19 protein-coding genes and 1 riboswitch are annotated in these 26,597 nt (G+C 71.9%); of the genes, 7 read left to right on the plus strand and 12 right to left on the minus strand.

What is annotated here, in order from left to right; all coding sequences use genetic code 11:
- Positions 1 to 7: 7 nt before the first annotated feature.
- On the minus strand, positions 8 to 415 hold the full coding sequence (locus ACQEUX_RS23665) for a roadblock/LC7 domain-containing protein (protein WP_007465177.1): 408 nt from the start codon (positions 413 to 415) through the stop codon (positions 8 to 10).
- Complete coding sequence (locus ACQEUX_RS23670) at positions 412 to 3,552, minus strand: sensor histidine kinase (RefSeq protein ID WP_433052322.1); 3,141 nt, start codon at positions 3,550 to 3,552, stop codon at positions 412 to 414. The genes ACQEUX_RS23665 and ACQEUX_RS23670 overlap by 4 nt, the downstream gene beginning before the upstream one ends.
- A 444-nt stretch (positions 3,553 to 3,996) precedes the next feature.
- On the opposite strand from ACQEUX_RS23670, the gene ACQEUX_RS23675 reads away from it, so the two are divergent.
- Positions 3,997 to 5,175 carry an ABC transporter substrate-binding protein gene (locus ACQEUX_RS23675; RefSeq protein WP_433052325.1) on the plus strand — a complete coding sequence of 393 codons (1,179 nt, stop codon included), beginning with the start codon at positions 3,997 to 3,999 and terminating at the stop codon, positions 5,173 to 5,175.
- Between the two features lie 174 nt (positions 5,176 to 5,349).
- Here the strand turns inward: ACQEUX_RS23675 and ACQEUX_RS23680 are convergent, their stop codons facing one another.
- Both ACQEUX_RS23680 and ACQEUX_RS23685 read right to left on the minus strand, forming a co-directional pair.
- Positions 5,350 to 6,210 (minus strand): ABC transporter permease, encoded by an 861-nt coding sequence (locus ACQEUX_RS23680; RefSeq protein WP_433052327.1) that lies wholly within the window; start codon positions 6,208 to 6,210, stop codon positions 5,350 to 5,352.
- Between the two features lie 101 nt (positions 6,211 to 6,311).
- Complete coding sequence (locus ACQEUX_RS23685) at positions 6,312 to 7,343, minus strand: ABC transporter substrate-binding protein (protein ID WP_433052330.1); 1,032 nt, start codon at positions 7,341 to 7,343, stop codon at positions 6,312 to 6,314.
- Between the two features lie 270 nt (positions 7,344 to 7,613).
- Here ACQEUX_RS23685 and ACQEUX_RS23690 point away from each other — a divergent pair, with 270 nt between their 5' ends.
- The 4 genes from ACQEUX_RS23690 (at position 7,614) to ACQEUX_RS23705 (ending at position 12,503) form a co-directional block, all read left to right on the plus strand.
- Complete coding sequence (locus tag ACQEUX_RS23690) at positions 7,614 to 8,399, plus strand: ABC transporter ATP-binding protein (protein WP_433052333.1); 786 nt, start codon at positions 7,614 to 7,616, stop codon at positions 8,397 to 8,399.
- Positions 8,400 to 8,401: 2 nt separating this feature from the next.
- On the plus strand, positions 8,402 to 9,352 hold the full coding sequence (locus ACQEUX_RS23695; RefSeq protein ID WP_433057091.1) for an LLM class F420-dependent oxidoreductase: 951 nt from the start codon (positions 8,402 to 8,404) through the stop codon (positions 9,350 to 9,352).
- Positions 9,349 to 9,657, plus strand: coding sequence for a cupin (locus ACQEUX_RS23700; RefSeq protein WP_151488108.1), 309 nt, complete (start codon positions 9,349 to 9,351; stop codon positions 9,655 to 9,657). Before ACQEUX_RS23695 ends, ACQEUX_RS23700 begins: the two co-directional genes overlap by 4 nt.
- 77 nt (positions 9,658 to 9,734) lie before the next feature.
- Positions 9,735 to 12,503, plus strand: coding sequence for a hypothetical protein (locus ACQEUX_RS23705; protein WP_433052336.1), 2,769 nt, complete (start codon positions 9,735 to 9,737; stop codon positions 12,501 to 12,503).
- 140 nt (positions 12,504 to 12,643) lie between these two features.
- Here ACQEUX_RS23705 and thiC read toward each other — a convergent pair whose 3' ends face one another.
- The 7 genes from thiC to thiE form a co-directional block, all read right to left on the minus strand.
- On the minus strand, positions 12,644 to 14,236 hold the full coding sequence (gene thiC, locus ACQEUX_RS23710) for a phosphomethylpyrimidine synthase ThiC (protein ID WP_433052339.1): 1,593 nt from the start codon (positions 14,234 to 14,236) through the stop codon (positions 12,644 to 12,646).
- A gap of 17 nt (positions 14,237 to 14,253) precedes the next feature.
- Positions 14,254 to 15,039: a bifunctional hydroxymethylpyrimidine kinase/phosphomethylpyrimidine kinase gene (thiD, locus tag ACQEUX_RS23715; RefSeq protein WP_433052342.1), complete on the minus strand. Its 786-nt coding sequence runs from the start codon at positions 15,037 to 15,039 to the stop codon at positions 14,254 to 14,256.
- Positions 15,036 to 15,800, minus strand: a complete 765-nt coding sequence (locus ACQEUX_RS23720; RefSeq protein WP_433052345.1) for a thiamine phosphate synthase — start codon at positions 15,798 to 15,800, stop codon at positions 15,036 to 15,038. The genes thiD and ACQEUX_RS23720 overlap by 4 nt, the downstream gene beginning before the upstream one ends.
- The gene (locus tag ACQEUX_RS23725) at positions 15,797 to 16,576 is read right to left on the minus strand and encodes a thiazole synthase (RefSeq protein ID WP_433052348.1); all 780 of its coding nucleotides are present in this window, start codon (positions 16,574 to 16,576) and stop codon (positions 15,797 to 15,799) included. The genes ACQEUX_RS23720 and ACQEUX_RS23725 overlap by 4 nt, the downstream gene beginning before the upstream one ends.
- Entirely contained in the window at positions 16,573 to 16,773 is a 201-nt protein-coding gene (gene thiS, locus ACQEUX_RS23730) for a sulfur carrier protein ThiS (RefSeq protein ID WP_433052351.1), read from the minus strand. Before thiS ends, ACQEUX_RS23725 begins: the two co-directional genes overlap by 4 nt.
- Positions 16,764 to 17,945, minus strand: coding sequence for a glycine oxidase ThiO (thiO, locus tag ACQEUX_RS23735; RefSeq protein WP_433052354.1), 1,182 nt, complete (start codon positions 17,943 to 17,945; stop codon positions 16,764 to 16,766). The genes thiS and thiO overlap by 10 nt, the downstream gene beginning before the upstream one ends.
- Entirely contained in the window at positions 17,939 to 18,565 is a 627-nt protein-coding gene (gene thiE, locus ACQEUX_RS23740) for a thiamine phosphate synthase (protein WP_433052357.1), read from the minus strand. Before thiE ends, thiO begins: the two co-directional genes overlap by 7 nt.
- Positions 18,560 to 18,669, minus strand: a riboswitch (TPP riboswitch). Its footprint overlaps the gene before it by 6 nt.
- Positions 18,670 to 18,981: 312 nt before the next feature.
- On the opposite strand from thiE, the gene ACQEUX_RS23745 reads away from it, so the two are divergent.
- Positions 18,982 to 24,789 (plus strand): ThuA domain-containing protein, encoded by a 5,808-nt coding sequence (locus ACQEUX_RS23745; protein ID WP_433052360.1) that lies wholly within the window; start codon positions 18,982 to 18,984, stop codon positions 24,787 to 24,789.
- 71 nt (positions 24,790 to 24,860) lie between these two features.
- Complete coding sequence (locus ACQEUX_RS23750) at positions 24,861 to 25,382, plus strand: hypothetical protein (RefSeq protein ID WP_433052363.1); 522 nt, start codon at positions 24,861 to 24,863, stop codon at positions 25,380 to 25,382.
- 230 nt (positions 25,383 to 25,612) lie between these two features.
- On the opposite strand, the gene ACQEUX_RS23755 is transcribed toward ACQEUX_RS23750, so the two are convergent.
- Positions 25,613 to 26,575, minus strand: coding sequence for an aldo/keto reductase (locus ACQEUX_RS23755; RefSeq protein WP_433052365.1), 963 nt, complete (start codon positions 26,573 to 26,575; stop codon positions 25,613 to 25,615).
- Positions 26,576 to 26,597 lie beyond the last annotated feature (22 nt).

A 26,597-nucleotide genomic window follows, 5' to 3' on the forward strand; every position in this document is an offset into this window, starting at 1 on the left:
TCCGGTGCTACGAGCGCACCGCGTCCCTCGGCAGCGGCACCAGCGCGGCACCCACCCGCTCGACCAGCAGCGCCATCTCGTAGCCCACCTGGCCCACGTCGCAGCTACGCGCCGCCAGTACGGCCATCGACGAGCCGTCGCTGATCGACATCAGGAAGAGATACCCGCTGTCCATCTCGATGACTGTCTGCAACACCCCGCCCGCACTGAACATCCGGGCCGCGCCCTCGGTCAGGCTCACCACACCGGAGGTGATCGCGGCGAGCTGGTCCGCCCGGTCCCCCGGCAGATCCCGGGAGGACGCGAGCAGAAGCCCGTCGGCGGACACCGCCACCACGTGGGCGATGCCCGCCACGCTGTCGGCGAAGTTGGTGAGCAGCCAACCCATGTCCTGCATGGCAGCTGGCCTGTTCATCGGCTCTCCTTGGTCGAGGTGCTGTTCAGGTCCGTGCCGGCCGTTCGACCGCGCTGCACACCGCGGTGGTAGGCCGACAACAGGCCGCGTACTTCATCAGGGGTCCGCCGGCTGCGGTCCCGGCCGCTCTTCGGTTCGATTCCGCCCGGCACGAGCTGTGCCTGCGGCACCCGCTTGGGCAACCCGGAGCGGGTGGTCCCGGCGGGAGCCGGCTCGGCGGCCCGGCTGGCCCGGGACCAGCCCTCGTCCGCCGCCGTCCGCCAGGCCTCGGGATCCACCGAGGGTGCGCTGGGCGCAGCCGGTGCCGTCCGGGCAGCCGGAGGCGGGTTGTACGACGGCGGCGCCGATGGCGACGCGCCGAGCCCGCTGGCGGCCGCGGTGCCGCGGCCCCCGGTGCCCGACGTGGTGGTGCTGTCGGTGCTGGAGCTACCCGGGGTACGGGTCGGCAGTGGCGGTCGGGCCGGCGGCGCGGCCGGCACGGACGCGGAGTTCCGGTGACCGCCGTTGCCCGCGCGCCGACCGGCGTCGCCCGAGACCGCGGTGGTGGACGCCGGCGGCTCGTCGAACTTGGGCCGGGTGAAGATCGCGGTGGCGTCGTCGCCGTGCGACCGGAACCAGACCGCCTCCATCTCCCGGAAGATCGGCGCTTCGGCGGGGAAGTCGGGCCGGGTGCTGACCGGTGCGGCGGGCACCGACGGCGCGGCCGGTGGTGCCACCGCGCCGGGCCCGGCGACCGGCCCGACCGGCAGGCCGGAGGCGCCGCGCCCGTCCGCGACATCGGCCGAGCCGCGTCGGGGCAGCGGGTCGATGGTCGGGTAGGCCACGGTCGGGCTGCCCATCGAGGCACCCGCGCCGTTGCCGTACGCGGGCTGCGCCGGCAGGAGCGGGGCGGGCGGTGCCGGGGCGGCCGGTGCCGGTACGGGAGGCGGCGTCGAACGCGTACCGCCGTAGCCACCCGACTGCACGGCCGGGGTGGTGTCCCGCGAGTCCAGCGGGGACTGCCACTGGGCGGGTGCCGGCGCGCTGGTCCGCCACTGGTCGGGCAGCGTCGCCGCGGAGGTCGTGGCACCGGCGAACTGTTCGGCGTGGCCGACCGGCGTGAGCGGCGTCTGCTCCACGGCCAACGGCTGGCGCGGCCGGGTGAGCACCTGGTCGCGACCCCGGTTGGTGGGCAGCACCACGGTGGCGGCGGGCAACGTCACCTGGGCGACGGTGCCGCCCTCCACGTTGCGGCGCAGCTCCACCCGGATGCCGTAGCGGGAGGCGAGCCGACTCACCACGGCCAGACCCATCAGCCGGAACGCGGCGACGTCGACGCTCGGCGGGGCGGCCAGCCGGCGGTTGAGCGAGTCGAGCTGTTCGTCGGTGAGGCCGAGCCCGCGGTCCTCGATCTGGATCAGCACGTAGTCGCGGATCCGGCGACCGTCGGCGACGACCGTGGTGTTCGGCGGCGAGAACCGGGTGGCGTTGTCGAGCAACTCGGCGACGAGGCGTACCACGTCGTTGACCGCGTGCGCGGCCACCGAGATGTCGGTGTCCACCGTCCCGAACTCGATACGGTTGTACAGCTCCACCTCGGACTGGGCGGCGCGCAGCACGTCCACCACCAGCGCGTCGTCGCGGCGCGGTACGGCGGAGTCGGCGCCGGCCAGGACCAGCAGGTTCTCGTCGTTGCGGCGCATTCGGGTGGCCAGGTGGTCCAGCTCGAAGAGCTGCGCGAGCCGCTTCGGGTCCTCCTCGCCGCGCTCGATCGCGTCCAGCTCACCGATCATCCGGTCGACCAGGGTCTGACTACGGCGGGCCAGGTTGAGGAACATCGCCGAGACGCTGGTACGTAGCGCGGCCTGCTCGGCCGCGACCCGCACCGCCTCGCGGTGGACGACGTTGAAGGCCAGCGCCACCTGACCGACCTCGTCGCGGGTGTTGAGCTGGATCGGGTCGCGGACCTGGCGGACGATCTCTTCCACCCCGCCGTCGCCCACGCTGCCCATGTTCTGCAGCCGCTGCACCGCGTCGGGCAGGTCGTGGTTGGCCACCGACAGGGCGCCCTCACGCAGCCGGCGCAGCGAGTGGTTGAGCGAGCGGGCCAGCACCACGGCCAGCGACACGGCGATGATCAGGGTCAGCAGCACCAGGACCGACTCGACCACGGCCTGCCGGATGACGTCCGCGCGAGCCTGGTCGGCCTGTTCGAGCAGTCGGTTCTGCAGTTGGATCTCGGCCCAGCGCATCAGGTCGTTCACGGCGCCGATGGCGGCGGTGGCGTCCTGCGCGGTGACCAGCGGGCGCTGCCCGACCGAGCGGGTGATGTCGGTGGCCACCCGGTCGGCCAGGCCGACCGCGTCACCGGAGACGGTGCTGTCGACCAGGGCGCGCTGCCCCGGGTCGGCGGCCAGGGAGAAGGCGACCAGGGCCTCCTGCTGGCTGGTCAGCGTGGCCACGAAGGAGGAGAACTGCTCCGAGTCGAGCTGGCCCGCCGTCAGCGCGGTGAAGGCGACCGCCTCCTCCTCGGCGACCGAGGCCTTGGCGCGGGCGAAGGCGGACACCGCGCGGCGGCTGTCCGACAGGCCCTCGTCGCCGGGCAGCTGGGCCAGGCCGTCACCGTAGGAGACCAGGTCGGTGAGGATGACCCCGTAGCGGAGCACCGCCTCGGCGACGGCCATCTGCCGGCGGTCCAGCACCTCCTGGCGGGTGCCGTCCAGCGTGGCCAGGTGATCGTCGATCGCGGCCAGCCGGTCCCGCAGGGCCGCTGGCACCTCGCCGATCCGGCCCCGCTCGGCGCGGTACTCGTCCACCTGCTGCTGCGTCCGGCGGACCCGCAGGTTGTACGCGTCGGCCGGCTGCTGCGGAGCGGCCAGGTAGGCGGCTGCGGCCATTCGCTCGGCCTGGAGGTCCTGCGTGAGGGCACTGACGTCGATGGAGAGGGCCGTCAGCGACCGGGCCCGGGTGGCATCGATGGCACCCTCGCCAACGGAGATCAGACGGACCGTGGCCAGCGCGATCACCGCCGCCACCGGGACGACCAGGATCAACGCCAGCTTGGACCGGATCCGGGCGTCCCGCAGTCTCGGCAACCGTCGGCGCGTACGCCGACCGCTCTCGCCGAGCGCGGGCAGGGTCGTCGGTCCGGTGCTCACGACATCGCCTCCGTCGTTTCTTCCCCGCCTGACCCGTCGAGCCATGCCGTGAGCGGAGGGGACCACGCGCGGCACGGCCGCGATTTCATCAGAGAAGATCCTGTTTGGGAAGCCGCAGTGAGGTAGGAAACGGTCGGACGGAGCGCATCCCGTGATCCGGGCAACTGATACCTTCATTTCCGCAAGCCCCTGATCAGGGCATGTAACTCCAGAGTGGTCACGCGTGTATGCAAAGTGAGCTTTTGCAAACATTGCGTTACCCCAGCATGTGGGATGGCCGTCCCGAAAATGCAGCTGGGGTCCGCGCTTGACCACAGCGCCGGCCATTGGCAAGGTTTTGCAGGCTTCGCGCACACCGTACGGCAGAGGAGACCCCGTCCTCCACTGAGGACGGATTAGCGGCGGTGACCGGGCAGCGCCCGCGCCCGCACCTGGAGGACTGAGTTGAGCCCCATCCGCTCCGCGACCATCGCGGCGCTCGCATCGGCCGTAGTGGCCACCACGCTCACCGGCTGCCAGTTCGGCGGAGCGGAGCAGGACACGAGTCCGATCGTGATCGCCGCCGACCTCGAACTCTCCGGCGCCGCGGCTCCGGTTGGCCGGACATATCAGCGGGCCCTGGAACTCAAGAGGGACCAGTTGAACTCCTCCGGAGCACTGAACGGCCGGAAGATCGAACTGAAGGTGAAGGACAACCGTTCCGACGCCGCCGAGTCACTCCGCAACATCGCCGACTTCAGCAGCGATTCCCGGGTCAGCGCCATCATCATGGGCGGCTGCAACGAATGCGCGGTCGGCGCGGTCGGGACCATCAACGAGAAGCAGATTCCCACCATTGCGCTCGCCGCTTCCGGCGCGATCGCCAGCCCGGTCGCGGAACGGCGCTACGTGTTCAAGCTGGGCCCTAACGCCCCGGACAGCGCCGCCGCGCTGACCACCGAACTGCGTCGCAACAACGTCCGCAAGGTGGGGATGCTCGTCAGCGACGACGACTACGGCCGGGAGGGCACGGCAGCCCTCAGGAGCGAGTTGAACAAGGTAAACATCGCGCTGCGCGAGCAGAGGGTCAAGACCACCGACACCGACGTCAGCCAGCAGATCCAGCAGCTCGCGTTGGGCAAGCCCGACGCGATGGTCTTCTGGACCCCGGCGGAGCAGGCGACACTGGCCGCCACCACCGTCCAGCAGACCATCTTCCGCGGGTCGCTCTTCTTCGACGCGGGCGCGGCCGGCGATCTCTTCCTCGGCGCGGCGGCCAAGGCGACCGAGCGGGCCACGCTGATCTTCACCCAGACGATGGTGATCGACGACGTGATCGCGACGACGCCGGCGAAGGCGGCGCGGCGACAGTGGTTCCAGGACTACACCGCTCGCTTCGGCGGCTACAACGGGTCCTCGTCCTTCGCCGCGGACGCCATCCAGCTGATCGCCGACGCCGAACTGCGCGCCGACGGCCCGGTCGGGAAGGTGAACCGCAACGGCATCCGGGACGTCCTGGAGACGTCCCAGATGGATGGCCTCTCCGGCCCGATCCGGATGACGCCGGACAACCACAGCGGATTGATGCCGCAGGCACTCACGACGCTGGTCGCCCGTAACGGCCGGTGGCGTCTGGCGGGGTGACCGGACCGGGCCTTGGCCGCCCGCTTCCAGGCATGGTCAACTCGACGTCATTGTCATCGCGGTAACCGGGGCGGTCCGACACCCCGACTTCAAGGAAACCGAGTCGATCAAAAGGGCCGGCCTCCTGATGGGGAGGCCGGCCCTGCGCGTTCCGACAATTGATCTTGCAGCGGGTCAGCGGCTGCTGGTGGTCTCTCGCACCCAGGGCAGCGCGATCCGCTCCAGCAGCAGGAGCGCCGAGTAGAGCAGGATGCTCACCAACGCCACCAGCATGATCGCCGCCCACGCGGTGGCGGTGTCCCCGACGCCGGCGTACTGCGTGATGACGTAGCCGAGGCCACTCTCGCCGGCCTGGAACTCTCCGATCACCGCGCCGATCGCGGCCAGCGGCATGGCCACCTTGAGCCCGACGAAGATCTGCGGCAGCGCTGCCGGGAAGCGCACCTTGCGGAACGCCTGCCAGCGAGAGGCGTTCCAGGAACGCACCAGCTCGGCCAGGTCGGCCGGCGTGGTGGTCAGCCCGGTCGCGGTGGAGAGCACGATCGGGAAGAAGCAGAGCAGGAACACCATGGTCAGGATCGGCTTCTGACCCCAGCCGAGCGCCACCACCAGCAGCGGGCCCAGCGTGATCTTCGGCACCGCGTTCACCGCGACCAGCAGCGGGGTGAACATCCGTTCCACCGTACGGGAGCTGGCCAGGGAGAGTCCGATCAGGATGCCGGCGGCCGCCGAGAGGGCGAAGCCGATGAGGATCTCCAGCAGGGTGCCCCAGGTGTGCTCCAGCATCTGGGCGGGCTTGTCGACGAACGCGGCGAGCACGTCGCCGGGCGGTGGCAGCGCGGCGGGGTGGACCAGCGCCAGGCGCGCGATCAGCCACCACGCCGCCAGCGCGACCAGGAGGCCGGCCGCGGGCAGCAGCGCCGCCCCGGCGCCGGCCCGGAGGCCGACACCTCGACCCGCGCGCCCCGCCTCGGGGCCGGCACCCGGGGGTGGGGGTGGCGCCACCGCCGGATCCGCTGACCGGACGTCGGTCATCTTGTCCTCCTCGATATCCCACGGCCCCCGGGGGCCGACGAGCGACGGGGGTACGCCCCACCGGAATCGGCGGGACGTACCCCCTGGTGACGACCGGACGATCAGGCCTTCGGCGCGAGGCTGAAGTCGATGATCTGCTCGGGGGTGATGTTCTGCTTCAGCGAGCCGGCGCCCTGCAGGATGGCGATGCTCTTGGCGACCCGACCGCTGTCCAGGGTGCCGATCGCGGTGCCGGTGTTGCCGGAACGGACGTACGCGGCCATCAGCTCCAGCTCGGCGGCGGCGGCGACCGGGTTGGCGGCGTCGACGTTCTTCTTCAGGATCTCGCCGGCCTCCTTGGAGTTGGCCAGGCTGTACTCCAGGCCCTTGAGCAGCGCCGCGGTGAACCGCTTCACCATCTCGGGCTTCTCCTTGGCGATCTTCGAGGAGGTGATCAGCACGTTGCCGTAGAGGTCCTGCATCACGTTGCTGTACGGCAGCATGACGGCCTTCTTCTTGGCCACCGCCTCGATCGTCGGCTGGCCGACGACGAACTGGCCGATGCCGTCCACCGAGCCGGAGGCCAGCGTGCCGATCAGGGCCTGCGCCTCACCGTTGACCCAGGTCACCTTGCTCGCGTCCACACCGGCGAGCCGGGCGTACGTCGGGAAGAGGTTGCGGACCACGGACCCGGGGGTGTCGGCGAGCTTCTTGCCCTCCAGGTCCTTCGGGGAGGCGATGTTCTTGCCCTCGACCGAGGCGATGCCGGCCATGGTGCGCTGCTGGATCGCGGCCACGACGGTGAAGTCCTTCGCCTGGCCGTTGCCGACCTGCAGCAGACCACCGGTGAGGTCGATCGGGCCGAAGTCGGCCTGACCACCGACGACGGTCTGGATCACACCGCCGGTGCCCTGCCCGGCCTTGATCTCGACGTCGAAACCGGCGTCCTTGAAGAAGCCCTTGTCCTTCGCCACCCACGCGTAGGCGTCACGGCCGAAGTTGCCGAAGGAGGTCAGGTAGGTCACCTTCTCCAGGGCCCCACCGTTGCCGCCCTTGGCGTCGTCCCCCGAATCCGACCCGCTGCTGCAGGCGGACACAAGGGCGAGGGCGGTGGCCAGCGCGGCCGTAGCGACCGTACGGGTCAGCCTTCTCATCAGTGCACCATGTCCTTTCCGACCGGGGCCGGCAGGCCACCGGAGGGGGTTGTCGTGACGGGCCGGCCGGAGGGGTCGAAGCCGGGCTCCGCCGTCGTGAGGGGATTCTTCGCGGGCACAGCGTACGAGAAACCCACAGTTGCGACGCCAGGCGTATCGGGTTGCGGAACGGAAACAACCTGACGACCACCCCAGCCGGTGTCATACCTCGACAGGGCGGTTAGCCTTTGTCGGATTCCTGACCGTCCACTCAGCGGAGGTCCGCCGGAGATGATCCGACTGTCCGGGGTGTCGCGTACCTTCGAGGGCCGATCTGGCCGGGTGGAGGCGCTGCGCGGCATCGACCTCGACGTCGCCGAGGGCGAGTTCGTCGCCGTGCTCGGCCGCTCCGGCTGCGGCAAGTCCACCCTGCTGCGGCTGATCGCCGGGCTGCTCCCGCTGACCGCCGGCGAGATCACCGTGGCCGGTACGCCGATCGCCCGTCCCCGGCAGGACATCGCGATGCTGTTCCAGAAGCCGGCGCTGCTGCCCTGGCGCACCGTGCTGGACAACGTCCTGCTGCCGGTGGAGATCTTCGGCTGGAGCCGCGCCAAGCACCGCGAGCGAGCCCGGCAACTGCTCGACGTGGCCGGCCTGTCCGGCTTCGAGAAGCGGCTGCCGCACGAGCTCTCCGGCGGCATGCAGCAGCGGGTGTCGCTGTGCCGGTCGCTGATCGGTGAGCCCCGGGTGATGCTGATGGACGAGCCGTTCTCCGCGCTGGACGCGCTCACCCGCGAAGAGCTCTCCGGCGAACTTCAGCGAGTGCACATGGAGAACAAGCCAACAATCGTCTTCGTCACCCACTCGATCGACGAGGCGGTGCTGCTCGCCGACCGGGTGGTCGTGCTGAGCCCCCGCCCCGGCCGGATCCGCAAGGTGCTCGACGTCGACATCCCCCGGCCCCGCACCCTGGGCCGCAACGCCCACCTGGCCGATGTCGCCCGGGTCAGCGCCGACCTCCACGAGCTGTTGATGGAACGCGACCAGCCGGCCGCGGCCGGCGCGGAAGGACGATGAACATGCGGGTGTCGGTCTTCACCGAGCCCCACCGGGGTGCCAGCTACGACGACCAGCTCCGGTTCGCCCGGCTGGTCGAGGCCTGCGGCTACGAGGGCTTCCTCCGCGCCGACCACTACCAGTCGATGGGCACCGATCCCGGCCTGCCCGGCCCGACGGACGCCTGGCTGACCCTCGCCGCGCTGGCCCGGGAGACCGAGCGGATCCGGCTCGGCACCCTGGTGACGTCGGCCACCTTCCGCCTGCCCGGCCCCCTCGCGGTGATGGTCGCGCAGGTCGACCAGATGAGCGGCGGCCGGGTCGACCTCGGCATCGGCGCCGGCTGGTACGAACGCGAACACACCTCCTACGGCATCCCGTTCCCGGCGGTCGGCGAGCGCTTCGACCGGCTGGCCGAGCAGCTCGAGGTGATCACCGGGCTGTGGCGGACCCCGCCCGGCGAGACCTACAGCTTCACCGGCGACCACTACCGGCTGGTGGACGCTCCGGCCCTGCCCAAGCCCGTGCAGGTGCCCGGCCCGCCGATCATCGTGGGCGGACGCGGTCCCAGGCGCACCCCCGAACTGGCCGCCCGGTACGCCGCCGAGTTCAACATGCCGTTCAAGTCGGTGGCGGAGACCGCCGCCGCGTACGACCGGGTGCGGGAGGCGTGCGACCGCGTGGGTCGGGCGGAGTCCGGGCGAGAGCCGTTGGTGCTCTCCGCCGGGATCGTCGTGGCCATCGGCCGGACCGAGGCCGAGGCCCAGCGACGGGCCGCGCCCCTGCACGAGAAGAGCGCGCTGCCGCCGGAGGACCCGGTGGTCGGCTCACCCGCGCAACTCGCGCAGCGAATCGGCGAGTTCGCCGCGATCGGCGCCACCCGGGTCCACCTGCGCCTGATCGACTTCGCTGACCTCGACCACCTCGAGCTGATCGCCGCCGAGGTGCTCCCCCAACTGGACGGAGAACGATGAGCGACGTGATCGACGGAACCGAACTCGGGCCGGTGGGCCAGGAGATCGTGTACGAGAACGACCGGGTCCGGGTCTGGCACATCCGCCTCGAGCCGGGTGAGCGGCAGCCGCTGCACCGGCATGACCACCCCTACCTGGTGGTGGCGATCGAGGGCGCGAAGAACGTCGTACAGACCGTCGACGGCACCCGGATCGACGCCGACGAGCCCACCGGCGGAGTGGTCTACCGGGACCCGGGAGCGGTGCACATGCTCACCAATGTCGGAGACACGACTTACCTGGCCCGGCTGGTCGAACTCAAGTAGACCCGCCGAGCGCGGTCCGGCGCGCCGCGCGGCGCGCCGGTGGCGATCCGGTGTACCAGGTGCGTAACGTGCCGGACATGGCCTTTCGGACCTGGGGCAGACTGCTGCTCACGGCGCTCGGGGTGAGCGTGCTGGCCGGGGCCGGCCAGCTCGGCGTCGCGTACGGTTTCGGCATCGTCCGGCTAACCGGCGCCTTCACCGGTACGACCGTCAACCAGTGGCCGGCCCAGCTCGTCTGGGTGGGCTGGTTCGCCGCGAACGCCGCCGTCGTCGGCGCCGTCCTGACCGGACGCCTCGCCCGCCGCGACGCTCCACGGGCCAGCACCGGCCGGCAGTTGGCAATCGGTGGCGCGGCCGCGCTCGGTGCCACCATCATCGCCCCGCTCTGCATGCAGCCCGCCCGCGCCGCGGAGTTGATCTCCGTCGACCCGGTCTGGGCAGTGGGCATCTGCGCCGTACTCGGCGCGGTGATCGGGGCGGGCGCGGCGATCGCCGTCCTGCTCCGGCCCGAGCTCGGTTGGAACATGGCGGCTGTGGCCGGCGCGGTCTGGCTGCTGGCGCTGATCTCCGTCCTGCCGTCGCTCGGCACGGCCGGTCCGCTGCCGACCGCCCGGCTCGGCGTGCTGGAGCCGAGCTGGCTGAACGACGCCGCCGCACAACGGCTGGCGCTGCTCGTGCTGCCCATCGTGGCACTGCTGGCCGGCGCGGCGACCGCCGGGTTGGCGCGGTGGCGGGGCCAGGCTCCGCTGGTCAGCGGGGCCACCGGGGTGGCCGGTCCGGTGCTGGTGGCGTTCGCCTACCTGACCGCCGGCCCCGGCGACGCGGTGGACCGTTACCAGGTCACCCCCTACTACGGCTCGTTGATCGCGATCCTCGCCGGTGCGCTCGGCGCGGCCGCCGCCGCCCTGCTGCGTTGGCCGATGGGCACCAGCACGGCGGATCCACAGGCGATCGAGCCCACCGACATTTTGCGCGCGCTGCCCGCCGGCCCGGCCGTGCCCGGCACCGAGTCGGCCAACGACCGGGACACTGCCGAGCCCACCGGGGCGGAACTGGCGAACGCGGATCCTCCTGTCGGAAAGCCGGCCGACGTGGAGCGGGCCGGCGCTGTCCCAGGTCCGTGGCCCGCCGGCGGCCCGGACGGCGTACGTACCGTCCCGGCGCACTGGGACTGGCCGGCGACCACCGCGAGCGGCCAGCACGGTCCGGCCCCCGCCGCCCCGGCGACGCCCGCGGCCTGGCTGACCGACCCGACCGGTGAGTTCGCCACCCGAACGCGGACGCCTGCGTCGACCCGGGACGACGCCTCCTCCCCGGCGGACACCGAGCCCCCGGCCACCGCCGACGCCAGCAGCTCGACCGACGCAGCCCCAGCCAGCACCACCCCGCCGACCAGCACCACCCCGCTGACCAGCACCACGGTCGGCCGCGCCGATGCCGCCACCGCGACCGGCGGCCCCGGCGACGGCACGTCGATCGGCGACCGCAGCGCCAGCGGAGACACCGCCACCACCAACCCGACCAGTACGGCCCCGACCAACCCCGTCACCGCCGACGAGGTGACAACCAGCACAGGCACAGCCAGCACGGGCACAGCCAGCACGGGCACAGCCAGCACTGACACGGCCGACGCACCGCCGACGCCCAAGCCGCGCCGGACCCGCAAGCCGAAGGCCGTCCCGGGTGCTGCTACCTCGAACCCACCCGACGGCACGCCGCCATCCGAGTCGGACGCCATCGCCGAGACGACCACCGGCCGCGCCAGAAAGGCCGCCCGGCCCGGCCGGTCCACCGACAGCACCAGTTCCGGCAAGACCACGGACAAGCCGGTGCCCGCCGAGCAGAGCCAGGACACCGGCTCGGGCCCGACCACCGAGGCCGTCCCGGCCACCACCTCCGGCCCGACGGCGGCAGCCGACCCGACCACCCCAGCCACCACCACCGGCACGCCGCTGGCAGCAACCGACCCGACCACCACCAGCCCGACGGCGGCAGCAGCCGACCCGACCACCCCGGCCACCACCACCACCAGCCCGACGGTGGGACAAGCGGACCTGGTCACCACCGGATCGACGGTGCCACCGGCCGACCCGGCCAGTGAATCCGCAGCCGCCACGGCTGGCGGAACCGACAGCCCGCGGCCCGCCACCGAGGGCAGCTCCACCGTTGGGTTGTTCGGAGCCACGGCCGCCAGCGACCCGGACGCGGAGCGGTGGACGCCGGCTCCGTCACCCTGGCCGGTCACCCCGGCATGGACGACTCCGCCGCAGACCTCTGACCCGGCTCCGACGGCGTCGGAGACCGAGCCGGACGAGCCGACACCGAGGCCCCGGCACCGGGCGCCGCTGCCGGACCTGAGCCGGGCGGGCACCTGGAACGCCTTCAACACCGCCCGCCGCGTCCAGCCTGCGGAGTCACCGGACAGCTCGACGGAGTCGACGGCGTCAACCGCTCCGGCCGCACCGAGCGACCTGGCCCCTCCGGCCGGACATCCGAGCCCGACGGCGTCTCCGGTCGTGCCGGAGCAGGCTGGCGCGCCCTCCGATGCCGCCGCCGGCACCGACGGTCCGGCGAGCGCCGACGCCACACCGGGCGCGCCGACGCCGAGCAAGGTGGCGGAGCAGCCCTCCCGGCGCGGTCGGCTCGGCGGTCTGTTCCGCCGCAACCGGTCCCGGGACGACGAGGAGCGCCCGGAATCGTCGGACGTGACGGAGCCGCTGCCGGCGCAGGACGAGGAGTTCGTCGACTGGGTGGCCGGTCTGAGCAAGCCGGTGTCGGACAACGAGCCGGAGCAGGAGAGCGGACGTCGGTCGCTGCGCTCCACCGGTCGGCACCACCGCGACTGACCCACTCGACGGCACGGTCGGAAGGCCGTTCGGTCGGCCTACCAGCGTTATCCACTCCGGTTCACTGATGCCGGGCTGTCCCACCGGCCTGGACACCGCGACATCAGTGAACCCGAGTTGATCACTCCGACACTGGGCGATCAGGCCAGCGGCAGGTAGACCCGGCCGCCGCCGGAGACGAACTCCTCCGACTTGTCCTTCATGCCGCGCGCCGCGTACTCCTTGAGCTCCTGGGTGATCTTCATGGAGCAGAACTTCGGGCCGCACATCGAGCAGAAGTGCGCCGTCTTCGCCGGCTCGGCGGGCAGCGTCGCGTCGTGGTACGAGCGGGCCGTCTCCGGGTCCAGCGAGAGGTTGAACTGGTCCTCCCAGCGGAACTCGAACCGTGCCTTCGACAGCGCGTCGTCCCAGGCCTGCGCGCCGGGGTGTCCCTTGGCCAGATCCGCCGCGTGTGCCGCGATCTTGTACGCGATCACGCCCGCCTTCACGTCGTCACGGTCCGGCAGGCCGAGGTGCTCCTTCGGGGTGACGTAGCAGAGCATCGCGGTGCCGAACATTCCGATCATCGCCGCGCCGATCGCCGACGTGATGTGGTCGTACGCCGGCGCGATGTCGGTGGTCAGTGGACCGAGGGTGTAGAAGGGCGCCTCGTGGCACCACTCCTGCTGCAGGTCGACGTTCTCCTTGATCTTGTGCATGGGCACATGCCCGGGGCCCTCGATCATCACCTGCACGTCGTACTCCCAGGCGACCTTCGTCAGCTCGCCCAGGGTGCGCAGCTCGGCGAACTGCGCCTCGTCGTTGGCGTCGGCGATGGAGCCCGGACGCAACCCGTCGCCGAGGGAGAAGGTCACGTCGTACTTGGCGAGCAGCGAACACAGCTCGGCGAAGTTCGTGTAGAGGAAGTTCTCCTCGTGGTGCGCCAGGCACCACGCCGCCATGATCGAACCACCTCGGGAGACGATCCCGGTCACCCGGTCCACGGCCAGCGGCACGTAGGGCAGGAGCACACCGGCGTGCACCGTCATGTAGTCCACGCCCTGCTCGGCCTGCTCGATGACGGTGTCCCGGAACACCTCCCAGCTCAACTTCACCGGGTCGCCGCCGACCTTTTCGAGGGCCTGGTAGATCGGCACCGTCCCGATCGGCACCGGCGAGTTCCGCACGATCGCCTCGCGGGTCTCGTGGATCCGCTTGCCGGTCGACAGGTCCATCACGGTGTCCGCACCCCACCGGGTGGCCCAGGTCAGCTTCTCCACCTCCTCGGCGACCGACGAGCTGACCGCCGAGGTGCCGATGTTGGCGTTCACCTTGACCAGGAACGCCTTACCGATGATCGCCGGCTCGCACTCCGGGTGGTTCACGTTGAGCGGAAGAACCGCCCGACCAGCGGCGATCTCGGCACGCACGAGCTCCGGGTCGACGTTCTCCCGGATCGCCACGAACTCCATCTCGGGCGTCACCACACCGGCCCGCGCGTACGCGAGCTGCGTGGGCCGGCGACCGTCCGCCCCGGCGAGCGGCGTACCCGCGCCCCGCACCGGCGCCACGTCACCCCGCTCGGCGATCCACGGCCCCCGCAGGGGCGGCAGCCCCACCTCCGGGTCGGAACCGGGTCCGGACGTGTCGTAGAGCCGCACCGGCGGTAGGTCTCCGGTCAGCTCCACCTCCGCGAACGGCACCCGGACATCCGGCCGTGAACCCTCGACGTACACCTTGCCTCGTGCCTGCATGACAGCCTCCCTGGTGATCAAGCGGACCAGCCGAAGTGGTTCAGCGGCCCGCGGCCCGCGCCCAGCTCCCAACCCCGCGCGCCAGTCAGCGCACGGAGCACGTACTCCTTGGCGGCCCCCACCGCGGCCGGCACCGGATCGCCCAGCGCGAGCCGCACGGCGATCGCCGCCGAGAACGAGCACCCGGTGCCGTGGGTGTGCCGGGTCGCCACCCGGGGGGCCCGCAGCAGGGTGGTGACGCCGCCGCCGTGCAGCACGTCGACCGCCTCGCCTCCGTCCAGGTCACCGCCGGTGACGACGATGTACTCCGGGCCGCCGGCCGCGAGGGCCTCCGCGGCCGCGACCATTGCGGCCACGTCGTCCACCGGGCGTCCGGTGATGGCCGCGGCCTCCGCACAGTTCGGCGTCGCCACCCGGGCGTACGGCAGCAGCCGCTCGACCGCGCTCACCACGCCGAGCTGGTGGCCGCTGGTGGCGACCAGCACCGGGTCGACGACGAGTTGAGGCAGCCGGCCGTCCCGGGCCGCCTCGGCCACCACGTCCGCGATCGCCGGGGTGCCGAGCATCCCCGTCTTGACCGCGCAGATGGTGAAGTCGGTGAGCACGCTGTCCAACTGCTCGGTGACCGTGCGCGGGGGCAGCGGCAGCACCGCGTCGACACCCCGGGTGTTCTGCGCGGTGACCGCCGTGAGGACGCTGGTGCCGTACGCGCCCAACGCGGCGAAGACCTTGAGGTCGGCCTGGATGCCCGCACCGCCGCCGGAGTCCGAGCCGGCGATGGTCAGCACTGTGCTCGGGGTCATGGTTTTTCCTTGGTTGCGGTTGAGGGCTGCGGCCGACCGTGCCCACTCCGGGCGGTCAGGCTTGATCCCTGCGTGGGCACGGTCGGCCGCAGCCCCCGTCGTGGGGACCTGGTACCTCCGTGCCGGGTTTGGGTCAGCTCAGGGGTGACCGCCTCTTTGAAGGCTCTGGTCAGGGTGGCGGCTGTTTCGGCGGGATCCGTGGCTCGCATGATCGCGCCCAGCACTGCTACGCCGGTGGCTCCCGCTTGGATGCAGGCGGTTACCTGTTCTGGTGTCTCGACTCCGCCGAGCGCCAGCACGGGCACCGGGCTGGAGCGGACCAGGCTGCCCAGCCCCGCGACGCCCAGGGGTGGGCCGTAGCCGGGCTTGGTTCTGGTGGGGTGGACCGGGGAGAGGGTGACGTAGTGCTCGGTGGTCAGCCGGTCCAGTTCGGCCTGGTCATGGCAGGAACGGCCGACCAGCCGGTGGGTCGGCGGCGGGTACGGGCCGGCGGCCGGCAGGTGGACGGCATCGCCGCCGAGCGGGTCGGGGCCGGCCACGATGAGGGTTCCCCCGGCACCGGCGAGGATCGCGCGCAGGTCGGCGGCGAGGGCGGCACGCTCGGCGCGGGGCAGGTCCTTCTCCCGCAGCACCACCCAGCGCACTCCCCCGGCCACAGCCCCCGCCACGATCCGGTCGAGCCCGTCCCGCGCCACCCGACGATCCGTCAGAACCACCACACCCGACGGCCCCGACCCGGCCGGGGCACGCTCGCCGGTCACAGGTCGGGTCTTCCGTCGTCGGATGTGGACGCGAGCGCGTGGAACCGGCGGGCGATCCGGCCGGCTCCGGCGGCCATCCGGCCCGCCTCGACCGCGTAGCGCATCGCCGTCGCCATCGCCACCGGGTCCGCGGCCCGGGTCACCGCACTTGCCAGCAGCACCGCGTCGCAGCCCAACTCCATCGCCAGGGCCGCGTCGGAGGCCGTGCCGATGCCGGCGTCGAGGATCACCGGCACGTCGACGCCCTGACGGATGAGCCGGATGTGGTGCGGGTTGCCGATGCCGAGCCCCGAACCGATCGGGGAGCCGGCCGGCATCACCGCGGCACAACCCACGTCGGCGAGCCGGCGGGCGAGCACCGGATCGTCACTGGTGTACGGCAGCACGGTGAAACCATCGGCGACCAGTTCCTCGGCGGCACGCAGCAGCTCCACCCCGTCGGGCAGCAGCGTCCGCTCATCGCCGATCACCTCCAGCTTGATCCAGTCGGTGTCGAACGCGTCCCGGGCCAGCCGGGCCACCTTCACCGCCTCGGTCGCGGTGTGGCAGCCGGCCGTGTTCGGCAGCAGCCGTACCCCGCACCGGTCCAGCAGCTCCAGCAGCCCTCCGGCGGAGCCCGGTGCCGTGCCCACCCGGCGCAGCGCCAGGGTGACCAGCTCGGTGCCGGACGCCCGGATCGCCTGCTCCAGCACGTGCAGGTTCGCGGCACCGCCGGTGCCGAGGATCAACCGCGAGGTGAACGTCGCCCCACCCAGCTCGAACGGCACGCCGCTCACCCGCCCTGCGCCGCGGTGAGCACCTCGACCCGGTCACCGTCGCGCAGCTCCGTGGCGGGCCAGGCGGCGCGGGGCACCACCTCGCCGTTGACCGCGACCGCCACCCCACGCTGTTCAGGCACGATGTCGCGGACCAGGTCCGCCACCGACGCACCACCCGGGGCGCTGCGTCCGGCCCCGTTCACCGTCAACTCCACCGGTCCCCCTTCATCGTCGGTTCAGGTCCGCTCGCCCCGGCCCAACCAGACCCGGCCGTACCAGCGGCACCGAAGCGGTCGGGCCCGAAGGGTGCGAGCAGCGGGTCGGGTATGCCGGTGAGCACCAGGTCGGCGATCAGGTCGGCGGTGATCGGGGTGAGCACGATGCCGTGCCGGTGATGCCCGGTCGCGGCCAGGACGTCCGGCCGGCCGGGCAGCGGCCCGAGGATGGGCGCGTTGTCCGGGGTGCCCGGGCGCAGTCCGGCAACCGCCTCGACCAGCTCGTACTCGGCCAACTCGGGCAGCAGGTCGACTCCGGCGCGGAGCAGGCGCTGCACGGCACCGGCGGTGACCGTGGTGTCCGATCGCTCCTCGACCGTCGCGCCGAGCACGACCTCGCCGCCGGCGCGGGGCACCAGGTAGACGGGCTCGCCGTCGGCGTACCCCCGGATCACGTGCCGGAAGCCCGGTGCGAGGCCGTCGGGCGCGCGTAGCCGGAGGATCTGGCCCTTCACCGGCCGCACGGGCAGGCTGGTGAGTGCGGCGGCCCCGCAACCGGCGGCGACCACGGTGATCCGGGCGTCCACCTCGGACAGATGCCGGACCGCGTGCGGTACGAGCACCGCGCCGGCCCGCTGCGCGGCCGTGCGCAGCGCCGGCACCAGCGATCGGGGGTCGACCTGGTGGTCGGTGGGGGCGACCGCGCCGCCGCGCACCCGCGGGGCGAGCGCCGGCTCGCGGTCGCGCAGCTCGCTGGGGCGCAGAGGGGTCACGGGCAGACCCAACCCCTGCTGGTACGCCCAGAGCCGGCGCGCCTCGGCCAGGTCGTCGCCGGTGAGCCCGACCATCAGGGTGCCCTCGGTCTGGTAGCCGATCCCGGCGCCGGTCACCTCGGTCAGCTCGGCGGCGAACTCCGGCCAGCGGGCTGCGGACGCCAGCAGCAGTTCGGTCAGCTGCCGCTCACCGAAGTACGCCTCGGCGACCGGGGCCAGCATGCCGGCGGCCACCACAGAAGCCCCCGAGCCGGACGCCGGGTCGTGCACCACCACCCGCAGGCCTCGCGAGGCGCAGCGCCAGGCGATGGCCAACCCGATCGGCCCCGCCCCCACCACCGCCACGTCCGGCCGGGCCCGGTCGTCGGATGGCGTCGACGGGGACCGGCCGGTCAGCACGTCAGGGCTCCGAGCAGCTCGGCGGTGGCCCGGGCCGGGTCGGCGGCGGCGGAGACCGCACCGACGACCGCCACCCCGTACGCCCCGGCGGCTCGCAGCGCCGGCACGCGGGCGGCGGTCACCCCACCGATCGCGATGACCGGCACGTCGACGGCGTCGGTGACCGCGCGTACCCCCACCGGGCCGATCGGGTCCGGCAGCCCGGACTTGGTGCTGGTGGCGTGGCACGGCCCGACGCCCAGGTAGCTGGCTCCCGCCGCGACGGCCTCGGTGGCCGTTTCCGCCGCACGGGCGGTGGCTCCCAGCACGCCGGTGGGGCCGAGCACCCGGCGGGCGGCGGCGACGGGCAGGTCGTCGGCTCCGACGTGCCCGCCGGCGGCGCCCACCGCCAGCGCCACGTGCAACCGGTCGTTGACCAGGCAGGTCGCTCCGTACGGCGCGCAGAGCGCCAGCACCCGCCGGGCCAGGTCGTACGCCTCACGGTCGGTGGCGGAGTCCTCGACCCGGACCTGCACCACCAGGTCGGCGCGGGCCGCCGTGAGGGCGGCCCGGACCACGGTGAGCGGGTCCCGCCCGGGTCGGGTGTCGGTGATCAGATGCAGTCGCCCCAGGGACGGCACGGCAACGCTCCTCCCTGCGCCGGCATTACCCGGATCAGGTTCGACGGTCGGGGGCTGTCAGCCCCCCTCTCAGCCCGGTACACCGGGCTCCCGTGGGTTACTTCCGTGTCACCGTACGACAGATCCGCCGGCCTGCCAAGGCGGGGGGTCGGTGCCGGCCGGCGGGCCGGACCGGGCCGGACGGGCGAAATCCGGAGGGCACTTCATGTGGTCCTGTTCGGAATGTCGCCTCCCGTTGCAGAACCGTTACCCGCCGGCATCTTGCCGGACATTGAGCCAACCGAATTAATTTGTTCAGCGATTCGACAAAATGCCGGTGAGGGCGCCTTGGCACGGTGTCACCACCGGCTCCATCTGGGACGGTCTTCGGCGAGCCGGCCCCCGCGATCTCTGTCCACTGCGACATTGGAGGCGGCGTGTCCCGTTCTCGTCGTGCCCGCGTACCCATCACAGCGACCCTGATCTCCCTAGCCCTCGCCTCGACGACCCTGTTCGGCACGCCCGCGCAGGCGGCTCCGGCCGCCGCGCAGGTTTCCCCGGTCACCCAGGTGGCGCCACAGGCCGCCGACGATCCCTTCTCCGTCCTGGTCTTCTCCAAGACCGCCGGCTTCCGCCACGACTCCATCCCCACCGGCATCGCCGCCATCCAACAGCTCGGCGTCGCCAACGGATTCACCGTGGACAACTCGGAGGACGGCGCCGCATTCAACGACGCCAACCTGGCCAAGTACAAGGCGGTGATCTGGCTCTCCACCACCGGTGACGTGCTCAACGCCGACCAGCAGGCGGCGTTCGAGCGCTACGTGAAGGCCGGCGGCGGTTACGTCGGCATCCACGCCGCGTCGGACACCGAGTACAGCTGGGCCTGGTACGGCGATCTGGTCGGCGCGTACTTCGCCAACCACCCGCAGAACCAGCAGGCCACGGTCAAGGTGGAGGACCACGCCCACCCGTCCACGGCCGGGTTGCCGGACCGCTGGTCCCGGTTCGACGAGTGGTACAACTACCAGACCAACCCCCGGCCGGACGTGCACGTGCTGGCCAGCCTGGACGAGAAGAGCTACACCGCCGGTGCCGGCGCGATGGGTGCGGACCACCCGATCGCCTGGTGTCAGGACTTCGACGGTGGCCGATCCTGGTACACCGGAGGCGGACACACCCGGGAGTCGTACGCCGAGCCCGAGTTCCTCTCCCACCTGCTCGGCGGCATCCGCACCGCGGCCGGTGTCGAGAACGCCGACTGCGGTGCCTCGAAGACGTCGAACTTCGAGAAGGTCGCGCTGGACAGCAACACCAGCAACCCGATGGAGTTGGACATCGCCCCGGACGGGCGGGTCTTCTACATCGAGCGCGACGGTCGCGTGCAGATCGTGAAGCCGGACACCGGCAACACCGTCACCGCCGTCGACCTGGACGTCTTCACCGGTAACGAGGACGGCCTCATCGGCATCCGGCTCGACCCGGACTTCGCCACCAACAACTGGGTGTACCTGTACTACGCCCCGAACGACGGGGTCACCCGCAACCTGCTGTCCCGATTCACGGTGACCGGCGACACCATCAGCCTGGCCAGCGAGAAGCAGGTGCTGCGGGTCGACACCCAGCGCAACACCTGCTGCCACGCCGGCGGCAGCATGACCTTCGACGGCGACGGCAACCTCTACCTGGCCACCGGTGACAACACCAACCCGTTCGAGTCGAACTCGTACACCCCGATCGACGAGCGGCCGGGCCGCCAGGACTACGACGCGCAGCGCAGCTCCGGCAACACCAACGACCTGCGCGGCAAGGTGATCCGGATCCACCCGGAGGACGACGGGACGTACACCGTTCCGGCGGGCAACCTCTTCGCACCGGGCACCGAGAAGACCCGTCCCGAGATCTACGCGATGGGCTTCCGCAACCCGTTCCGGATCGGCACCGACCCGAAGACCAACACGCTGTACGTCGCGGACTACGGGCCGGACGCCAACGCGGACAACCCCACCCGGGGCCCCCGCGGTCTGGTCGAGTGGAACGTCGTCACCCCCGGCAACTACGGCTGGCCGTACTGCACGGGCACGAACGAGGCGTACAACGACTACACGTTCCCGTCCGGGCCGAGCGGCGCGAAGTTCGACTGCGCCGCACCGGTGAACAACTCGCCCAACAACACCGGCCTGACCAACCTCCCGCCGGTGGTCCCGGCGACCGTCGACTACGGGTACGCCGGTGACGCGCGGTACCCGGAGATCGGTGGCGGCGGCGCCCCGATGGGCGGCCCGGTCTACCGGTACGACGCCGACCTGAACTCCAACCGCAAGTGGCCGGCGTACTACGACGGCAAGGCTCTGCTCGGCGAGTGGAACCAGAACAAGATGTACACCATGCAGGTGACCCCCGACGGCAAGTCGTTGGTGGACATCAACCAGTTGCTCACCGGCATGAGCATGGTCCGGCCGATGGACTTCGAGTTCGGCCCGGACGGCGCGCTGTACCTGATCGAGTGGGGCAGCGGCTTCGGCGGTAACAACGACAACTCCGGCGTCTACCGGATCGACTACACCGCCGGTGACCGGGCACCGATCGCGGCGGCGTCCGCGACCCCGACGTCAGGCGCCGCGCCGTTGACTGTCGAGTTCTCCAGCGCCGGCTCCCGGGACCCGGACGGTGGCACGCTCACCTACGCCTGGGCCTTCGGCGACGGGCAGACCTCCACCGAGGCGAACCCGACCCACACGTACGCCACGGCGGGCAACTACACCGCCCAGCTCACCGTCACCAACCCCAAGGGTCGTACCGCGGTGGCCAACGTGCCGGTCACGGTGGGCAACACGTCCCCGACGGTGACCATCGAGTTCCCGCCGGACGGTGGGTTCTTCGAGTGGGGCGACCAGGTCCGCTACTCGATCAAGGTGACCGACCCGGAGGACGGGCAGATCGACTGCGCCAAGGTGAACCTCCAGGTGCTGCTCGGCCACGACGAGCACGCCCACCCGCTGGAGCAGCACACCGGCTGCACCGGCACCGTGCAGACGTCGCTCGCCTCCGGGCACGGCGCCGAGGCGAACGTCTTCGCGGTCTTCGAGGCCACCTACACCGACGGTGGCGGGACCGGTGGGGCTGGCCCGCTCACCGGCCGCGCGATCGAGGTGCTCCAGCCCAAGCGCAAGCAGGCGGAGTTCTTCACCGCCACCGGGCGCGCTCCGGTGAGCACCGGCGGCGGAGACGCCGGCGTGCAGCGGGAGACCGGCGCCGACACCGCCGGCGGCGGCCAGAACATCGGGTTCATCGAGGACGGCGACTGGTGGTCGCTCGCCCCGGCGGACCTGACCAACATCACCGAGATCCGGTTCCGGGCCGCCTCCGCCGCCGCTGGCGGTCGGATCGAGGTCCGGGCGGGTGCGGTTGACGGACCGGTGGTCGCCACGGCCGTCGTACCGTCGACCGGCGCGTGGCAGACGTACACGGACGTGAGCGCACCGGTCACCGGCGCCGCGAGCGGCTCGCTGTTCTTCCTGGCCCGCGACCCGAACGGCGGGACGGGCTCGCTGTTCAACGTCAACTGGATGGACTTCGTCGGCCGCGGTGTCACCGAGAACGGGCCGCCGACGGTCAGCGCCACGGCCACCCCGGCCACCGGCACCGCACCGGTCACCGTCGCCTTCGACGGCACGGCCACCGACGCCGAGGGCGACACCCCGCTGACGTACGCCTGGGACTTCGGTGACGGAGGCACGGCGACCACCCTGGACGCCAGCCACACGTACACCAGCCCGGGCACCTTCACGGCCACCCTCACGGTGACCGACAGCAAGGGCGCCAAGTCGTACGCCACCGTGCCGGTGCGGGTCGACGCGCCGGACACGTCCTGCTTCGGGGCGCGTTCGGACGACTTCAACGGCACCAGCCTCGACAAGAGCCGGTGGACCAGCGTGGTCCGGGAGAACCAGCTCTACTCGGTCAGCGGCGGCGCGCTACGGCTGCCCACCGGCGTGGGCGACCTCTACGGCGCTCGTAACGACGCCACCAACCTGGTGCTCCAGGCGGCTCCGACCGGCCCCTGGGAGATGACCACCAAGGTCACCCTTCCGGTGACGGCCAACTACCAGCAGGCTGGCCTGCTGGTGTACGGCGACGACGACAACTACGCCAAGCTGGACCTGCTGTACAACGGCAGCCGGCGGGTGGAGTTCATCCGAGAGACGGCCGGCACGCCTCGCAACGAGGCCGCCGACAGCGTCGCCGCACCGGCGGGTGACACCGTGTACCTGCGGATCACCAGCGACGGGACGAACCTGACCGCGGCAGTCTCGTCCGACGGGCAGACCTTCACCCCGGCCGGCCGCTCGGCCGCGCTCGCCGGCATCACCAACCCGCGGATCGGGGTCTTCGCGCTCAACGGCGGCACCGAGGCACCGGTGGTCGACGCCGCCTTCGACTCGTTCCAGGTCACGCCGGACGCCCCGGCTGGGCCGGTCGACCCGTCGGACGAGTTCACCGGCAGCACGCTGGACAAGTGCCGGTGGGACGCGATCCTGCGGGAGGACCCGACCGGTTACCGGGTCACCGGTGGCGCGTTGCGGATCGACGTGCCCAACGGTGACATCTACGGCACCGACAACACCGGGCCGAAGAACTTCATCCTCCAGACCGCGCCGTCCGGCGACTGGACCCTGGAGACGAAGGTCGACGGCAGCCTGCTGAACGAGCAGTACCAGCAGGCCGGTCTGCTCGTGCAGGCGGACGACGACAACTACCTCAAGTTCGACTTCATCGCGGACAACCAGGCCGGCCAGACGGTGACGCGGCGGATCGAGTTCCGCAGCGAGATCGGTGGGGCGGTCCAGAACCCGCAGCCCGAGGCGGCCAACCTGACCGGTGCCGTGTGGCATCTGCGGCTGGCCCGCAGCGGCGACACGTTCACCGCGTCGTACTCGGCCGACGGGACGACCTGGACCGCGTTGACGGCGCTGACCAACAGCGCGGTCGGGGCGACCCCGAAGGTCGGGCTGTTCACCCTCGGCGCCAACCAGACGGCGTCGAAGACCGCCTCGTTCGACTACTTCCGGCTCAGCACGGAGGTAGCCGACGAGACCGCGCCGGTCACCACGGCGGCGGTTTCCGGCACCCCGACCGACGGGTGGCACACCGGGCCGGTGACGATCACGCTCACCGGTGCCGACGAGGCCGGCGGTAGCGGTCTCGCCGGGACGGCGTACCAGCTGGACGGGGCCACCACCTGGACGGACTACACCGCACCGGTGGCGGTCACCGGGGACGGCGAGCACGAGCTGCGGTTCCGCTCGACGGACCAGGCGGGCAACGTGGAGTCGACGAAGACCGTCTCGGTCAAGATCGACACCACCGCGCCGGTGACCTCGGCGACGTTCGCTCCCGCGAACGACGCCGGCTGGCACAACGGGACCATCCCGGTCGTGCTGACCTCGACCGACGCCGGTTCCGGCGTCAAGACGGTGGAGTGGTCGCTGGACGGTGGCGCGTGGACGCCGTACTCGACGCCGGTCGAGGTGACCGGTGACGGGCAGCATGAGCTGCTGTTCCGCTCGACCGACAAGGCGGGCAACGCCGAGACGCTCAAGTCGGCGGTGCTGCGCATCGACGGCACCAAGCCGACGCTGCTGGTCTCCGGGATCGCCGACGGCCAGCTCTACGGCGACAGTCAGGACGTTCGGGTGTCCTGGCAGGCTGTCGACCCGACCTCGGGCATCGCGACCGTGGTCGGCCAGTTGGACGGCCAGGCGTACGCCAGCGGCACTCTGCAGGCCATGTACGAGCTTCCGCTCGGCCTGCACGAGCTGACCGTGACCGCGACCGACAAGGCGGGCAACAAGACGACCTCGACGGTCCGGTTCTTCGTCACCACCTCGTTCCGGGACATGCAGAACCTGCTGGACCGGTTCAAGGCGACGGGGAGGCTCTCGGCCAATGCGCACAAGCAGTTGAAGGCGAAGCTCGATGCGGCCCGTCAGGCCGAGGCTGCCGGCAACGACGACAAGGCGATCAAGCAGTTGACCGCGTTCCGCACGCTCGCCGCCGACGCCACCCTGGTGGCCGAGGCGGAGATCCGGGATGTCCTCGTCCGGGACGCCGACGCCATGATCGTCCGGCTGGGCGGCACGGCCAGCAAGGCCGGGGTGACGGCGAACGACGGCGAGCCGGTCAAGGGCACCGGGCGGCTCGGTGGCGACGCCACCCGGCTCGCACCCGGTCGCCAGCTCTGATCCAACGAGGCCCCTCCCCGACGCCACAGCGTCGGGGAGGGGCCTCCCTCATCGGTAGGGAGGAGATGTCCGTGACGGGTATCCGCAAGGTGTTGGCGGCCGTGTTCGTCGGGCTGGCCCTGACCCTGCTCGCTGCGGCCCCGGCGGCCGCTCAGGCCGACAAACTCAAGCTCACGATGGCCGGCGACGGGGCTCAGGGCGTCACCATCCAGGCCACCTACGCCGATGGCCGCCGGCTGGAGCAGGTGGTGCGGTTGGTCCTCACCGCCACCGGCCCGGACGGGCAACGGGTCGGGCCGGTGCAGCTGGAACCACAGCCCGAGGGGCAGGGCTTCTACAGCAGCGGCCCGGTGCTCTCCACCGGCACCTGGAAGGTGACGGTCAACTCCCCCGCTCCACTGCAGGGTAAGGCCACCGCCACGGTGCAGGCGAAGGCGGCACAGTCGCCGCCGGTGCCCGCGCCGGTCGCGGTGACCAGGCCCGCGGACGAAGGCGGGGCGGGCGGCTGGTGGCCGTTCGCGGCGGCCGGCCTCGTGCTCGCCGCCGCGGCGATGGGAGTGGCCATGCTGTTCGGCCGCCGCCGCACGAGCTGACCGACCGGCGCTCCGGCGCCACTCCAACGACCGGGCCGGGCCGCGACGAGCGGCCCGGCCCGGTGTCGTCTGATCGGCTCGTGATCGACTCGACATCCCTGAAGTCGGGGTGTCCCGCCCGACAGGTCACCCCGACGTCAAGGAACGCGAGTGGATCATGCGCGGCGCGCCCCCGAGCACGACGCGGCACGCGCCCCCGAGCACGACGCGGCTACGCGCGCCACCGCGGCTCAGAGGATGGCGCGCAGCGCCGCCAGGTCCTCGTCGCTGGGCTCCCAGGTGCCGGCCGCGGCGTTGGCGCGTACCTGCTCGGGCGTGGTGGCACCGGCGATCACCGAGGTCACCGCCGGCTGGGCGGCCAGCCCGCCGATCGCCACCTGGAGCATGGTCAGACCCCGCTCACCCGCGTACGCCTCGATCGCCTCGATGGTGTCCCAGTCGGCTGCGGCGAGCCGCTCGGCGTACCGCCCACCGCCGGAGAGCCGGCTGCCGGCCGGCGGCTGAGCCTCACGCTTGTACTTGCCGGTGAGCAGGCCGTTGGCGAGCGGGAAGAACGGCAGCATGCCGAGGCCGAACCGCTCGCAGGCCGGGATGACCTCGGTTTCCACCGAGCGCTCCAGCAGGCTGTAGTGGTTCTGCGCGCTGATGAAGCGGGCCCGACCGTTGGACGAGGCGACCCAGTCCGCGTCGGCGATCTGCCAGCCCGCGAAGTTGGAGTTGCCCAGGTAGCGCACCTTGCCGTCGCGGACCAGGTCGTCCAGCGCGGCGAGGGTCTCGTCGATCGGGGTGCCCGGGTCGGGCTCGTGCATCTGGTACAGGTCGATGTGGTCGGTGCCGAGCCGGCGCAGCGACGCCTCGACCGCGCGGGCGATGTAACGCCGCGCGCCGCGTGCGCCGAAGTCCGGCCCGTTGAGGCCGTTCATGTCCATGCCGAACTTGGTGGCCACCACCACGTCGTCCCGGCGTCCCTTGAGCGCCTGCCCGAGCAGCTCCTCGGAGCCGCCCTGCGGCTCGCCGTAGATGTCGGCGGTGTCGAAGAGGGTGATCCCGGCGTCCAGGGCGGCGTCCACCACCGCCCGCGTGCCGTCGAGGTCGAGCTTTCGGCCGAAGTTGTTGCAGCCGATGCCGACCACGGAAACCACGAGCCCGGAGTCGCCCAGCCGGCGATAGGTCATTTCAGTCACGAGATCCACCCTATGCCGGCCGGGTGCACCG

This window comes from Micromonospora sp. CA-259024 (assembly GCF_050936255.1).
Taxonomy (GTDB): Bacteria; Actinomycetota; Actinomycetes; order Mycobacteriales; family Micromonosporaceae; genus Micromonospora.